The 13,199-nt window shown below is 46.4% G+C and carries 16 protein-coding genes and 1 pseudogene; 4 read left to right on the plus strand and 13 right to left on the minus strand.

Translation table 11 applies throughout. The features are described 5' to 3' along the window. Positions 1-29: 29 nt before the first annotated feature. Positions 30-863, minus strand: coding sequence for an HNH endonuclease (locus UC14_RS06540; RefSeq protein WP_198670057.1), 834 nt, complete (start codon positions 861-863; stop codon positions 30-32). 469 nt (positions 864-1,332) lie between these two features. Here UC14_RS06540 and UC14_RS06545 point away from each other — a divergent pair, with 469 nt between their 5' ends. Then, positions 1,333-1,554 carry a hypothetical protein gene (locus UC14_RS06545; protein ID WP_013577139.1) on the plus strand — a complete coding sequence of 74 codons (222 nt, stop codon included), beginning with the start codon at positions 1,333-1,335 and terminating at the stop codon, positions 1,552-1,554. A gap of 66 nt (positions 1,555-1,620) precedes the next feature. On the opposite strand, the gene UC14_RS06550 is transcribed toward UC14_RS06545, so the two are convergent. Further along, on the minus strand, positions 1,621-2,757 hold the full coding sequence (locus UC14_RS06550) for a porin (RefSeq protein WP_112197409.1): 1,137 nt from the start codon (positions 2,755-2,757) through the stop codon (positions 1,621-1,623). 629 nt (positions 2,758-3,386) lie between these two features. Between UC14_RS06550 and UC14_RS06555 the strand changes: the two genes are divergently transcribed. Further along, complete coding sequence (locus UC14_RS06555) at positions 3,387-3,722, plus strand: hypothetical protein (RefSeq protein WP_112197410.1); 336 nt, start codon at positions 3,387-3,389, stop codon at positions 3,720-3,722. Here UC14_RS06555 and UC14_RS06560 read toward each other — a convergent pair. From UC14_RS06560 to UC14_RS06615, 11 genes are all read right to left on the minus strand, one after another. Then, positions 3,700-4,620, minus strand: coding sequence for an alpha/beta hydrolase (locus UC14_RS06560; RefSeq protein WP_112197411.1), 921 nt, complete (start codon positions 4,618-4,620; stop codon positions 3,700-3,702). The two genes, UC14_RS06555 and UC14_RS06560, sit on opposite strands and share 23 nt — an antisense overlap. A gap of 344 nt (positions 4,621-4,964) precedes the next feature. Continuing rightward, positions 4,965-5,801: a DUF4942 domain-containing protein gene (locus UC14_RS06565; protein WP_112197412.1), complete on the minus strand. Its 837-nt coding sequence runs from the start codon at positions 5,799-5,801 to the stop codon at positions 4,965-4,967. An 82-nt stretch (positions 5,802-5,883) separates the two neighbouring features. Then, positions 5,884-6,372, minus strand: a complete 489-nt coding sequence (locus UC14_RS06570; protein WP_112197413.1) for a hypothetical protein — start codon at positions 6,370-6,372, stop codon at positions 5,884-5,886. Beyond that, complete coding sequence (locus tag UC14_RS06575; protein ID WP_112197414.1) at positions 6,369-6,677, minus strand: TA system toxin CbtA family protein; 309 nt, start codon at positions 6,675-6,677, stop codon at positions 6,369-6,371. Before UC14_RS06575 ends, UC14_RS06570 begins: the two co-directional genes overlap by 4 nt. A gap of 12 nt (positions 6,678-6,689) precedes the next feature. Further along, complete coding sequence (locus tag UC14_RS06580; protein WP_112197415.1) at positions 6,690-7,139, minus strand: RadC family protein; 450 nt, start codon at positions 7,137-7,139, stop codon at positions 6,690-6,692. Between the two features lie 92 nt (positions 7,140-7,231). Next, positions 7,232-8,050, minus strand: coding sequence for a DUF932 domain-containing protein (locus tag UC14_RS06585; protein WP_112197416.1), 819 nt, complete (start codon positions 8,048-8,050; stop codon positions 7,232-7,234). 143 nt (positions 8,051-8,193) lie between these two features. Then, positions 8,194-8,550 carry a hypothetical protein gene (locus UC14_RS06590; protein WP_112197417.1) on the minus strand — a complete coding sequence of 119 codons (357 nt, stop codon included), beginning with the start codon at positions 8,548-8,550 and terminating at the stop codon, positions 8,194-8,196. A gap of 54 nt (positions 8,551-8,604) precedes the next feature. Next, on the minus strand, positions 8,605-9,096 hold the full coding sequence (locus tag UC14_RS06595; RefSeq protein ID WP_198670058.1) for a hypothetical protein: 492 nt from the start codon (positions 9,094-9,096) through the stop codon (positions 8,605-8,607). A gap of 2 nt (positions 9,097-9,098) precedes the next feature. Then, complete coding sequence (locus tag UC14_RS06600; protein WP_112197418.1) at positions 9,099-9,653, minus strand: hypothetical protein; 555 nt, start codon at positions 9,651-9,653, stop codon at positions 9,099-9,101. A gap of 247 nt (positions 9,654-9,900) precedes the next feature. Further along, positions 9,901-10,785 carry a GTPase family protein gene (locus UC14_RS06605; protein ID WP_232829643.1) on the minus strand — a complete coding sequence of 295 codons (885 nt, stop codon included), beginning with the start codon at positions 10,783-10,785 and terminating at the stop codon, positions 9,901-9,903. Between the two features lie 109 nt (positions 10,786-10,894). Further along, positions 10,895-11,683, minus strand: a complete 789-nt coding sequence (locus tag UC14_RS06615; RefSeq protein WP_112197419.1) for a hypothetical protein — start codon at positions 11,681-11,683, stop codon at positions 10,895-10,897. Positions 11,684-11,974: 291 nt separating this feature from the next. On the opposite strand from UC14_RS06615, the pseudogene UC14_RS06620 reads away from it, so the two are divergent. Beyond that, positions 11,975-12,171: pseudogene (locus UC14_RS06620) on the plus strand (transposase); the annotation flags it as partial. Positions 12,172-12,514: 343 nt separating this feature from the next. After that, positions 12,515-13,156, plus strand: coding sequence for an inovirus Gp2 family protein (locus tag UC14_RS06625; protein WP_112197420.1), 642 nt, complete (start codon positions 12,515-12,517; stop codon positions 13,154-13,156). Positions 13,157-13,199: the final 43 nt, after the last annotated feature.

The raw sequence follows: 13,199 nt of genomic DNA on the forward strand, positions 1-13,199 counted from the left end.
GTGGGGTTTTTAGATGCAAAACGCCCTTGTCAGGGCGTTTTTTTACTCGCAGCTATCATAGCTTTTAGCTCATCAATCGAGAGCGTACGGTCTTTTTTGCGATGAATGATCCCGTGACAATTGGCGCAAACGGGAACAAGATCGGTTTTTGGATTTACGATCTTCGATTTACCAAATTCGGAAACAGGCACAACGTGATGAATATGGATAAAGTCGGTCGCATATTCTCCGTAGAAATCACCAAAGTTGAAGCCACAAGCGAAACAGGTAGTGCCATGTATGCTTTTTGCCAACTTCTTCAGTTTTGGGTTTCTTTCATACTTTGTAACGAACTTAGAAGTTTTCTTCCCTTCCTCATATGAAACCAGAGACTCTTCATCGGCTTCATCTTCTATACGGATTTCCTCGCTTTTAATGTCATCCATAATAAAGCGTGATTCCGTTAGCGCAGACGCAACAGCAATATCGGCAAAAACCTCTCCTGATATGGGACGAACACTAAAACGCCAATAATTGGTTTTTTGTTGGTCTGGAATTTCTTCGTAATAGACACCGTCATTTTTAGCTAACACAGCCTGTTCAAACGGCTGGAAATCCGTCAATACTGCATATAGATGACCGGCTTCATCCGGTTTGATCTCGCGTATGCGTCCGATACCAAAATAGTGCGGGGCATCAGACAAACGCTGTGACGAATACTCTTTATGCTCTGCCTTTAGCCTCCCTTTGTAATACACAAAACGCATTCCAGGGCTGAGTGACTTTTGATACTGCTTAGGAAAATGATATCGCTCTCCCGTTTTGTCATCCCATTTGGAGTCATCACTCTCCGCAAGAACGACACACATCTCTTCGTCCATCATCTATCGATACCTGTTAGTTGAATCAATAGGTTGAAAGTATAAGATGTTCTCAATTGCATACAACTCATGCATTTATTTTTTGAATGGTTTGACTACTTTTATCGCCAAATAAACGCAATGGACAACGCCGTTACTTTTCAAGTTTCATACCTTTTCCAAGACACCTCGCAAAACTGAAAACTGCCTAAAAATTCCGCTTACTGTACAAATCCCCACGTATTAGACTCCCTTCGCTGCGGCAAAATCCGCAGTCAGAATTAGCGTTCTGTCATTTTCTGGTACCGACAACCCTATGAAAAAATGGGGAATGTGGTACGGTCTGTTCTCACCCAAATTATGGTGGCTCAGACAGTGGCTTCTCATGAAGCACCGGATCCAGAAAACCGGTAACGCTAACGCTGTTTGAGCTACCACCCCGAGGTTAGCGTCTCAAGTGGTAGTAAATTCACTATTTTCTGGAGTACTCAACATGCCTAACCTTTACGACAATACCCCGCTGGAACTGGAAGAGATCGTCGATCACTGCCGTGCCTTGTCTTATGCCATTGTGTCGCTGGATAATCCGCAGGCGAAAGATCTGCTGAGCTATATTCTGTGTGAACGGCTTGAAGTGCTGTATCAGACACTGGAAATGCCGATTAGCGAGGATGATGTGGTGAGCATCGACGTCGCGGAAGCACTGGCGCATTAAGCAGATTTGCAGACGTAAAAAAGCCAGCGCAAATGCGCTGGCCTGATGATCCACGAGGCATGTGAATTAGAAATCGTAGAAAACGGTAACCCAGGTGGCGTCCGCTTCGTCGTCTGTGGTGTGCGCTAATGTGCGCTCCACGTAAACAGACAAACCGTAACCGATGGTGGTACCCGCGCCCAGATAAACGTGGTTCGCGTGATATTCTTCGCCGCCTTTCAGTTGCAGGGAATCGGCTGCAAGGTATGGCTGGATCGATTTCAGGAACGGCTTGTCGATATTAAAGGTATAACCGACGAAACCTTCCACACCGTAACCGCTGCCTGCGAAGTAATGATCGACAGGATTTTCACGGGTGCTCGGCACGAAATCTTTGTAATAGCTGCCGGTCCCGACGATGTACCAGTTATTTGGCTGCCAGGTTAAAGCCGTACCAGATAACTGTTGATGATAATCTTTTTCGTTATATTGATTATCTTTAACCGTGGCATCAGTCAGGCTATAAGCCGCACTCCAGACTAAATCTTTGGTGAGTTTATAATCGAACCCTAAACCGCCACCATTATTGCGGCGATAATGCTGATTCTCGCCCGCCTGAATTTCATCTTCCGGCAATAAATAGTTGGCATATAACGTCACAGGGCCAAAGTCGTTGGTATATTTCAGGCTACTTTTCGGCTTATTCGCGCCATCGTAACTGCCGTTAATACCAATACCCGTACCGCCCGCATGGCCATCGTTATCCCAGACGTCACTTTTAATCCCGACAACGGAATAATAAATACCGTACTGGTGGCCGTAGGTTAATGTCCCGTAACGATCGTCTTTAAAGCCCGCATATAACTGACGCTGAGTATCACGCTGACCGCCTTCCGGATAATGATCATTCATACCCAGAAGGTTCGCCATGTCCACACCCAGCTCGTAGTAAGCGATGACGGAGGTGTTTTGCGTCAGTTTATAATCACCACGGAAGCGGAAACGGGTGCCGCCATCGTGACCATTTTTATAATAACCCGGCTCCGGGCCGTTATTGAAAATCCACTCAGGGCGGATGCTCCCGCCTACCTGTAAACTTAATGGCGCCAGCAAAGCATTACTCTGAGGATTTTTATCTAAAACAGTAATCTCGGCCTGGGCGCTGGCAGATAATGCCGACAGCACGACGCCGCCAATTAAGATTGACGCTTTTAAATTGCTCATTATTACCCTGTCTTTATTATTTATGTGATGTGTGTGCGGTCTTGCGCCGCGTATAAATAATTAACATAGGTATGACGGAGGACAAAGTGAAAATTCAGAAAGTTCCCTATAAGAGAAAAATATGTTTAGGTGAATTATTAAACAAACAGGTTTTTAAATGTAACTCATAGAAACATTATTTGTATTATTGATTAAACAGGTATCAATACGATGAGTAATCCATCAATCGTAAACGATAAGAATGCCAGAATTGAAATATTTAATAACAATTACATCAGAAAAATAGCATCAATAAGTAAATCATGCCAGCGTGATAATAACACTACGTGACAACCCCCCGCTTTCATTATTTTAATTTGAGTGGTTTTCAACATCGCCAGAATAATATCCGGTAAATACTGTTATTCATTCACCCATTTCAATTTTTATCTCATGAATAGCGTTCTGGTGGTGAATATCTCCAATTCCCGGAACGGATTTTGCGAGACACATTCCAGATCTGACAACAAAACACTGTAAATATAAACAGGTTATTTCTTTGGCGTACGAACAGGCATAAAGTTCTCTGGCAGCGGCAATCACCTCGCCAGTACCGGGGGCCTCGACTCACTGACAATGGAATGACTTGTATGACTGATTCTGATAACCACACCGCGTTCACTACTAACTCTATCTCCGTCTTTCGCTCGCTTATCGCCGGGCTGGATTTCAGTCACTTTGATGATGCTCAGCTGTATGACCTCAATGCGCTGGCGTCAGAATCCGCCGGCGGATTATGTCAGGGGCTGTTGTGCTTAAGCGAAGGACTGGAGAACAGCGAGATATTGCTCCCGGAAGGGATTGCGCAGGTCAGCGATTATCTGAAAGCTTCCGCTCACCTGATCCCTGTGCTCTTTGAATTATGCGAGCAGGCCAACAGCGGGCTCGCAAGAAGCAAAAAGCTTACGGTGTATCCGATGAACTGACACGCGCGGCGATATCCTGCATCACATTACGCGCTGTCTGGCTGATTCCACCGAGTTGGAAAAAACCGTGGATCACCCCCAGATAGCGCTGTGCGGTGCAATTCACGCCCTGCTCTGTCAGCCGGGAGAACAGCGCTTCACCTTCATCGCATAGCGGATCGTATTCCGCCGTGATGATGTGAACCGGCGGCAACCCAGAAAAATCATCACGCCATAACGGGCTGACTTCTGGATGCATGAAATCCGTTTGCGGATAATAAGCTTCGAACCCGCTGAGCAGCGTGTCGCTGGTCAGCACGTAATCATCGCCATTGCGCTTGTGGCTGTCAGATGCTGCCATCGCGTCCAGCATCGGGTAAATCAGTACCAGCAGATGCGGCAGCCACTGCCCGGTATTTCGCAGGCGCAGCGCGGTGATCAGAGCCAGATGTCCGCCTGCGCTGTCGCCCATCAGCGTTATCCGGCTGCGTTCAACGCCAAGCCTTTCCGCGTTCTGCCAGATAAAATTTGCCGCCAGTTCTGCGTCGTCATGCGCCGCAGGATAAGTATGTTCAGGCGCTAAACGATACTGAACCGCAATCACCCGGCAGCCACTGTAATAAGCAAGCTGACGCAGCTGATTTTCATGCGTTGCAAAACCGCCACTGACAAAACAACCACCGTGATAATAGATAACGGCAGGCAGTGCGCCTTCTGCATTCAGCGGCGAGAAGATGCGTAACGAGATGCCGTCGATAACCACATCCTCAACCTCTGCACGTGGCTCAATATCACCCGCTAAAACTGCGCTGGCGATATATCCAGCGCGGCGCTGTGCAAAAGTCTGACTGCGCGACGACGGGCGACCTGCAGCGATGAAGTCATTAACAAGCCCGGCGATTGCGGGTTCCAGTGCCATGAAGAATTTTCCTGATTTTGGGGTGGGTAATTATTACATCAGTGTAAATCGCATGAGAGGGGGTGGAAAGTGCACAAAAAGCCCAAATGAACTGATTTTAGGCATAAAAAAGACCTCAGTTGAGGTCTATTTACATACTAATGGTGCGAAGGCCGGACTCGCCAATCAATTTCAACCGTCTGAATTATAAGTAAATAAATCGAGACACCACCACCTTGTATACTCACTTATATACTCAATTGATTTTGACATAAAATAACATAAAATCAATAAGTTAGTGAATTGGTGGTTTTGAGATTTTACGTGATTTTTCTGAAGAAAAACAGATTTTAGAAATGCCTAGATTAGATGCTTTGCGCTAACATTCCGGGATAGTGTTTCGCAATGATGTTATTCATCTTGTCGATTAGCTCTGGGCGCTTAAACGTCAAGTGTCCGGTACCCTTCTGGAAATATCGAATACTGAAATAATCATCTTCATACGACTGTTGGCTCGGGTTATCACGCACATGTTCCATAAGTCGGGTAATAATATCGCCCCGGTTATCAGGGATTGGTTTTCCGTCCAGCAGGAATAGCATCCTTTCCAAATCAGCTAACTGATCTCGACGCCAGCCCCAGTTCAGACTGTAGCCCCAGCGATTGTGAGTCACCAGATTATTGATGATGATCTTCTTTCCAAAACTGCACGGGCTGTTAGTTTTGTAATCCCATGACAGCCCCTTAAAGACGTTGATAATCCCCCGCTCAAATACCTCCAGTTTACTGTGATGTAGCTGCTCGAATGTGCTGAGAATGTTCTCTTCACTAATCGCAGGAAAATCACCCTCTTCCAGATTTTTTCGCCATTGGTCGCGAGCCTGTGCATCCATTAATGCCAACATCCCAGACTTCAACATCAGATCACGCCAGACACTACAATCAATGCTTCGAGTAATGGCGGGCATCGCTTCACTCACTGGCTTTGTCAGCCTGCAATCATGACGATGCCCTTGTTGCATTGCCCAGTCTTCGGCTATCCCACCGCCAATCCTGCTGGTCAGTTCAGAAATATCATTGAGGTTTTCAATCAACGCGCCAATCTGCTTGAGTGCGGCATCGCGGCCTGTGACGATCCGCTCGATATTGGTCGAGCAGATGAGTTCAGTATGGTCAGTTAGTACTTCAGGTTTTGTCTGCATAATTAGTTTTCCATGCACAAAAGCAAACACGCCTGCCGGGAATGGCTGGCGCATTATGATAGGAGAGTGGAGACAAGAAAAATCAGGCGTTCAAATCAGGAATGCGGCTCGCAAGATTTAGATACTTAGCGATCCAGTCAGCTGTTTTTTGCCAGTCAGAGAGAGGAATATCAGTATTTATCTGCCAGGTGACAGGGCAATAGTAGTTAGCTAATAGAATAACCACCCTGACCAAAAAACCATAAGGCAGGTTATTGGTATTACAGCGATAGTCGGCTGTTTGATGCATACCGCGAGTCAGTATAAATGCATCCCCAGCCTGCTGGCGGGCTCCGCTCCCGTTAAATGAAATGACGCCTAGCCCAATTAAACTATCGTCAAACCGTAGCGACGTATTACCTGAATGCTCGCAGATGGTCAGGCTGGGATGGCCTGTGGTTTGCGATTGCGTTCTTATGTAGCGATAAGCGAAAGTCACGGCCCTGCATAGATCCAGCCACGCGTCTGGTTCAGCCTCCTGAACCTGTTTGATACGGTATATTCCAGTATTGGAAGAATTCTTATCGTTCATGGCCTCTCCTCTTTTGTTTGAGAAAATATTCCGGTGGCCCGCCGCGCACGTAGAACATCGACGACGTTGAGATAAGGCTCTTCCCAGGAAAAACCATCACGGTCTGTTCGTATCAACGCATATCGCTCAACCTGGAAATTCACCGCATCTGCCAAAGAGATCCCCGCATCGATATGCTCCTGTATGACCCGGCTTTCACTGAACGGCGTATCATTTATTGTCAGGCCGTAATGTTGCTGAAACAGATAGGTCAGCAGGGTCTGCCAGGCTTCCAACGGAGTCACTGCTTTAGAACTTGAAGTCATCAGAGAATCTCCTCACAGCCAACCGCGTTCGGCAAAAGATATCGATTCGCCGTGTCCGATGACGACATGATCCAGCACCTTGATACCCATCAGAGTTGATGCTTCGATCAAACGGCCTGTCACGGAACGGTCTGTACTGCTGGGCTCCGCAGAGCCTGATGGATGATTGTGTGCAAAGACCACTGCCGCCGCGTTGTGGCTTAAGGCACTTTTGATGATTTCCCGTGGATAAACAGAGGTAGCGTTGATGGTACCCAATGACGTCATTTCACTGGCAATGAGGCGGTGCTGAGTATCCAGATACAGCACCATAAACACCTCACGTTCGAGTTGCTCCAGTTGTAAACGTAGGTACTGCAGGGTCACGGCGCTGGAATTAAAACTAACGGGTTTCTGTTTCATCTGTTTTTCGAGCAAGGTCAGCGCCATCTGGATCACTCGCTGCTGGGTTTGATATTGCATGGCGAACTCCAATAAAAGAAAAGCCGCTATCCGGTGAGATAGCGGCCTTATCGTGATGACATTCAGTAAATTAAAAATAGATAAGAGAAGGATCAGGAGGCCAGTTCCAGCATGTTTTCAGCCATAACCCAAAGGGCCCGGTTGAGCTTCACATCGCCATCGATACCTTTCACGGCGCGAGTATGGGCACGTTTACCTTTGGTCGTTCGCCCCGACAGTCCACCTTTAATCAGGTTTTCCTGGATTCGTTGATAAGTGGTCCAGAGATCGATACTTTCATCCTGCCATCGGCGAGCGCTGAGAATTTGTGATTCGGTCACTGGCTGATGCTCTTCGCCAAAGCGATACGTTAACGCAGCCTTTGCCAGCGCTTGTTGTGCAGGTGGCGGTAACAACAGAGATTGCATGGCGTCGCGTTTCTCCTCTACCCGATCAAATATCCCCAATACTTCGTATGCTCCCTCGATAACCTTCTCCACCACGTTGCCTTTATGTGGCACGCGCACTTCCCCAAAACTCTCACCGCAAATCAACCCATTTTGGCAAACTGACCTGAAGAGCCCCGGCAGCATCTGATACGAGCTGGAGCCGTCGTGGGAATTGAGGAGGATTATTTCCGGCACCTGATGCCCGGTGATTTGTCCGGTGCGGCGCAGGCGCAGCATATGTTTGGTGTGCTCGCGTTTGTTTGGGTCACGTACGCGGGTTTGACAGGCAAAGAACGGCTGGAAGCCTTCACGCTGCAGGTTGTCTAAAAGTGAGATAGTCGGGATATACGTATATCGCTCACTGCGCGACTCGTGTTTCTCTTCGCTGAATACGCTGGGAACAAAGTGCGCAAGTTCATCACGAGTTAATGGACGATCACGGCGAACGAGATTGGCCGCACCAAAGCGGCTGGCTAATTTCATGAATAAATCCTTATCTGCTAGAAAAAGAAAAGGGCCGCCCCTCCCGAAGGAGGAACAGCCCTGTCAGTACGGTCATATATGACCGGCTATGTATTTGTCGGTGAAAGTTTTGGATCCGTTTTATGCAGGCTGCAATACAGCTGTTATTTCCAGTTAAAGGTAAAAGCGCCTTTACTGGTTTGTACGCTTAGCTCCAGAGGACGACACTGCGTGAAGTTGCTGTTACTGGGTGTGGTAAAGGACAGAGTCTGACCGTACCCCAGACGTTTGTTCACATTCTGTCCCCTCCCCGACATTGAAATCAGACAGTTACCCCGGTTCAGGGTGATTGACTGGATAGTGATGTCATTTTCAAGGCTGGTCAGCGTCAGTTGCCAGACTGGAAAATTAACTTTCGGGAGATAAGTTCCCTGTGAATTGACAGACAACGGTGCGTTATCCGCCAGCGCAGGAAGCGCGACGGCAAGTAGTAGGGTGGTAAGCAGGGTTTTAAACATCATTAAAATTCCTTATTAACAACGAATTGTATTCTGGCGCACAGGCCAGATGCAGCATCAGAAGCCATTGGCCTGGGCAACCCCGTCATCCGCCAATGCGTGGCTGATGTTGTTCACCACCGTATGAGGGTCGAGCTTTACCTCTGCCAGCAGTTTTCCGGTGTCCGGAGCGCCCTTAAATACATAAAGTGAAGCTACTGGCTCACCCTCATCGTTTGATCCAGCGGATACCTGGTAGCGGGTTTCTCCGTTACGAATAGTGAATTCCTGAATACTGATGACCTGATTGCTCTGGTACGCGTAAGTGGTGCTGGCCGCTGGAACAGTGATATCCATCTCTTTATTTGTTGCTCCGGTTTTGCCAAAGGAATAAGACACGTGCAGGGTATCAATACAGATTTCGACTTCTTTGTTATGGTTGAGCGTCTGCGCATAAAAGACCGGCTTTGCACAGTGGGGACCTTCAGCCTGGACAGCGTTCATACATGACAGCAACAGCCCGGTGCTTAACAGCAGAACGCTGACGATACTTTTTAATTGATCTGTCATTTTTATTCCCCCAGTTCGGGTAATACGACATAAATATCCCTGCCCCTAACTTCAATGGTCATTGGCTCCTTGTTACCGGTATTCATCAGTGCCTGAGCCCGATAAAAACGCCCGCTGACCTCTTCCTTTAAATCCGTTACGCGAATACAGCGTTCATCAATGCCTTGCCGTTGCATGATCTGGGTAACAGTAGAACAGGCGCTCTGTGCAAGTTGTTCGGTGCCCGACTGCTTTTTAAAATGATTACCGGCCACGACTGACAATACGGTGCAAATCAGCCAAATCTGTAACAAACGCCAGGGTTTCCCCTGACGCTCGTCACGTTGTCGCAGATAAACCATCGGTAATAGGAAATATAAAAATGAAGATGCGCGTTTTTCTTGTTTCATCAAACTGAGTCGGTCGAGCAGCACCCAAATAAGGGAGAGCACCATATACAGGCCAAGGGCAATCTCTTTAGGAAAGAAAATGGCGAAGGGTACCCAGAGTATTGGAAGGCCAATGGACAAACACCAGGCGTAGGTGTCTTGCTTGAGAAACGGATAAGGTTTCAACATAGAGAAATATTCCTTTATTAATAATCAATTAGAAAATGTTGGGATTAAACGACCTCCCCAGCGAGGGGATCGTATCGGGATGTAAAGAGGAGAGATAATCGTTAGTGAAGATCAATAAACCGAAACCGATCGTTGTAACCTATCGGTATTGACGATAAAAAATATTAATTCAATAGTCACAGGCTATCATGAGTTTGTGTTCGATCGGCGAAACAGATCGAACGGGTGAGCTGCTGACCGTGAGGAATCAGAACAGGAGATGCCAGACGGCACGGACAACAGAAAGTAGCCTTTGGCGAAGCCGTTTAAACTGACGCACCACCGCACCAGTGGCTTGCATTGCACAGAGCGCATCATCGAAAATATCGCCAACTCCATGGGCAAAGTTGTCCTTAGCTGTGTTGATAACATTCTTCGTACGATACTCAGGCTCAAGCTGACGGATAACCGCACTGCTGGCGTTATCCGGCAAAGCACAAATGAAGGTTTCGGCCCAGAGGAGCATATTGAACCCCTCCGACGCCGATACGGCCAGAACTGGATGCTGGGGGGAAAACAGGGCATTGACCTGCGCTATTTTTACCTGCAGGTGCTGTTGCTGAAGTAAAGAGGGTTGGTGAGTGACGAGATCCCATTCCCGGCAAGGCTCTATTTTATCGGCCTGGTTGAGGACGAACAGAAAACGGGCGGGGTCTGCCCCCTGAGAAATCAATTGATTATAGCAACGTATATCATCATTCCACGCTCGGTCATCAGCTTTCAGCACCCAGATAATCAAGTCCAATTGACTTAACCAGTGTTGATATAACCGTGTATAGATGCGGTCAAGTTCGGGCGTTTCACCTATTCCAGGAAAGTCCACCATGAGTAAGGCATACGGCGCAAGGCTCAGTTGATAACGCTGTACCTGTCGGGTACACCCTTTGACTGCGCTGACTTTGGCAGGTGGCGGAGTAAATAGGGTATTGCAGAGGCTAGATTTACCCACACCGGTTTTACCCATAATGCCAATCGTTGGTTCATAATGAATGCACTGATGTATATGCTTGAGAATGGCAAGGGAGAGGCTTTCAGGGAGAAAAGATAGTGGTTGTGTCAAGGCAGAGATGCCTTGTTCGGTTTTATCTGGCACATTAACCTCCGTGATTTGAAATTACAAAATGGCAGAAAAATCTGCTGCCGTTCTCATGGAGATAATATAGGTCTGAAAACATTTACAACTAAAAACCTTAGATGCTGGCTTATCCGAAATGTCTTTTTTTCTGCGTGTCATTCATTGGCTTCAGTCTGACTCTGTCTTTATTGAAGGTGATATCAACGCCTTTGAGCAAAGGGATAGGAAACTTGTCTGATGGGAAAGCTTTAGCGGTTGTTCGTACAGGGATGAAAAATGCACCGACAGTATCCAGGGGTGCAATTTCTGCCAGTTGGCATAATCCCAAATTCTTTCTTACTCTGGATTTTGAAAGATCTCTGAATTTTATATATTGAATATTCTCGAAATCATATTTCCCCCCCCACCTCGCCCATTCAGACCGAGTGACATGGATGAGGGTACAGTTTGCTAAAAAATTCCCCTCGCAATATCCAGTCTCTGAGACATTACTAGTATAGAAACAAATAATATCGGTTTTAATCACAACCAAGAAACTCCCATCATGGTTAGGATTGTTGAAGTTCGAAGAGATATGTTGATAGATATTTTGATCAATTTCCTTCATCAAACCTTTGTGATCAAGTCTCTTTTGAGTTGCTTTACTCTCTAGTGAAAATGCAGGCAGGGCTGTAAAGGAAATCAGTCCGCTAACCTCAATCCTTCTTGAATTGGTATACTCAGGATAAATTCGAACCACACCGACTTCTTCCTGATTTAATTCAACAGAAGCTGCGTTTTCTCTTTCACGTGTTACCAGTGAATAAAGATAGTGTGAAGCACTTTTCTTTCCATTCGGCTTTGCGGATTTATCCCTCAGAAACTTATCGGTTTCATCATCAGAGTAGTACATCGTCGCCTTGTATTTATAACCCATTTTTTCGTACCTCTCTCCATAGCAACAGCATCAAAATTAATACTCCTTCGGTAACTGCTTAAGCTTTCCTCACCCAAAATGGTCATCGCTAGGTGCTGGTCAAAAAACGATGTCATCGCATAATTATGACCTACTTTTATGTTATATAAAATATTTAAGTAACCTATTTAAAAGTGACCTATTTTAGATTTATATGTTGGCAATCATGTAAATATATGAAAACCACTTTGCACGTGATAATGACCAGTAATTCTAGGTTTTCTTAATAAGATTGCAGTCAAAACAGAAGAGCAGCAGAGTGAAACCTGTAAGCCCCTGATGGAAATTCCCGGCGTGGGGCCGTTAATTGCCACGGCGGAAGTTGCCACCATGGAAGAAGCATCAGCATTCAAATCAGGGCGTGAGCTCGCTGCTTATGTAGGTCTGGTACCGAACCAGACTGGTTCCGGTGGAAGTGCGCCTGCAGGGGGTTAAGCAAACGTGGTGAACCACTTCAGACAACGTATAAACGCAAGAGGAATATGAGCTAAATCCCTCGAAAAGTTCAACGATAACTCGGGAGTGATTTCAGCAGGTTTACAGACTCGTCGAGGCCTGCTTTTGGCGAATCCTTCTACTATTGCAAACTGCCTTTATCCACTCGCCCTTGTCTCCGTATTGTTAATAATGGACATCAAGTCATCTAAAGATATAGGGGTATGAATAGAGCTATTAGTACGACATAACCACCTGTATGCACTTGAGTACTGTCAGTACAAGAGAGGCTGACACTCAGTAAAAAATTACCAGAGATCCGATGAACTGAACTCAATCAGCTAAGGACTCAACGTAATGAACAAGAAGAAATCAGATAAATGCACGCCTGATGAATACTATGTCAAAAGGATCAGCGAAACGGTAGATAAAGCCCTGGCGGACTATCCGCGTGTGATGGCTGTCAGATTTGACCTTCGCTTCCCCGATGAAGAAGACAGGATGGACTGCCCTACACGCTATTACGACGCTCCCGATGTTATTTCCAACTTTATTGCCTCAGTGAAATCCCAGATTAAAGAGGACATTAAGCGCAAGAGAAAAGCAGGTAAGACAACGCTGACCTGTAAGGTAAGGTTCGTATGGGTGCGGGAACTCAATCAGGATGAAACAAAACACCACTATCACGTCCTTTTGCTACTCAACAAGGATGCCTATCCCTGGCCTGGTAAAAGGCGAACAGAACCATTGATAAATTTTTACAGCATTTATCAAATAGTAATTAACGCCTGGATCCGAGCAATCAAACGTAATTGCCATGAAAAAAACTATCATGGTCTTATCCATATTCCTGCTGGGGGTTATTATTCTTTAAATCGTAATAAACCTCACTTTGAGACTGACTGCCAAGCATTAACCGAAAGAGCGATGTATCTGGCTAAAGAATTTAGCAAAGACCATTCAGATGGCAGACGTAATCTGGGGTGTTCTCAGGGGTAAACGTTAAGACAGTAATTTATTACTCGCATGTGGATGTTGAGAA

Source organism: Rahnella sp. NRRL B-41462, assembly GCF_003263525.1.
Classification (GTDB): Bacteria; Pseudomonadota; Gammaproteobacteria; order Enterobacterales; family Enterobacteriaceae; genus Rahnella; species Rahnella aceris.

Bases quoted from the DNA above. Each gene is read 5' to 3' on its own strand.
- UC14_RS06555 (WP_112197410.1), top strand. From the start codon at position 3,387: ATGACTGATTCTGATAACCACACCGCGTTCACTACTAACTCTATCTCC.
- UC14_RS06595 (WP_198670058.1), bottom strand. From the start codon at position 9,096: ATGACAGATCAATTAAAAAGTATCGTCAGCGTTCTGCTGTTAAGCACC.
- UC14_RS06545 (WP_013577139.1), top strand. From the start codon at position 1,333: ATGCCTAACCTTTACGACAATACCCCGCTGGAACTGGAAGAGATCGTC.
- UC14_RS06565 (WP_112197412.1), bottom strand. From the start codon at position 5,801: ATGCAGACAAAACCTGAAGTACTAACTGACCATACTGAACTCATCTGC.
- UC14_RS06560 (WP_112197411.1), bottom strand. From the start codon at position 4,620: ATGGCACTGGAACCCGCAATCGCCGGGCTTGTTAATGACTTCATCGCT.
- UC14_RS06590 (WP_112197417.1), bottom strand. From the start codon at position 8,550: ATGATGTTTAAAACCCTGCTTACCACCCTACTACTTGCCGTCGCGCTT.
- UC14_RS06540 (WP_198670057.1), bottom strand. From the start codon at position 863: ATGATGGACGAAGAGATGTGTGTCGTTCTTGCGGAGAGTGATGACTCC.
- UC14_RS06600 (WP_112197418.1), bottom strand. From the start codon at position 9,653: ATGTTGAAACCTTATCCGTTTCTCAAGCAAGACACCTACGCCTGGTGT.
- UC14_RS06575 (WP_112197414.1), bottom strand. From the start codon at position 6,677: ATGACTTCAAGTTCTAAAGCAGTGACTCCGTTGGAAGCCTGGCAGACC.
- UC14_RS06625 (WP_112197420.1), top strand. From the start codon at position 12,515: ATGAACAAGAAGAAATCAGATAAATGCACGCCTGATGAATACTATGTC.
- UC14_RS06550 (WP_112197409.1), bottom strand. From the start codon at position 2,757: ATGAGCAATTTAAAAGCGTCAATCTTAATTGGCGGCGTCGTGCTGTCG.
- UC14_RS06585 (WP_112197416.1), bottom strand. From the start codon at position 8,050: ATGAAATTAGCCAGCCGCTTTGGTGCGGCCAATCTCGTTCGCCGTGAT.
- UC14_RS06580 (WP_112197415.1), bottom strand. From the start codon at position 7,139: ATGCAATATCAAACCCAGCAGCGAGTGATCCAGATGGCGCTGACCTTG.
- UC14_RS06615 (WP_112197419.1), bottom strand. From the start codon at position 11,683: ATGGGTTATAAATACAAGGCGACGATGTACTACTCTGATGATGAAACC.
- UC14_RS06570 (WP_112197413.1), bottom strand. From the start codon at position 6,372: ATGAACGATAAGAATTCTTCCAATACTGGAATATACCGTATCAAACAG.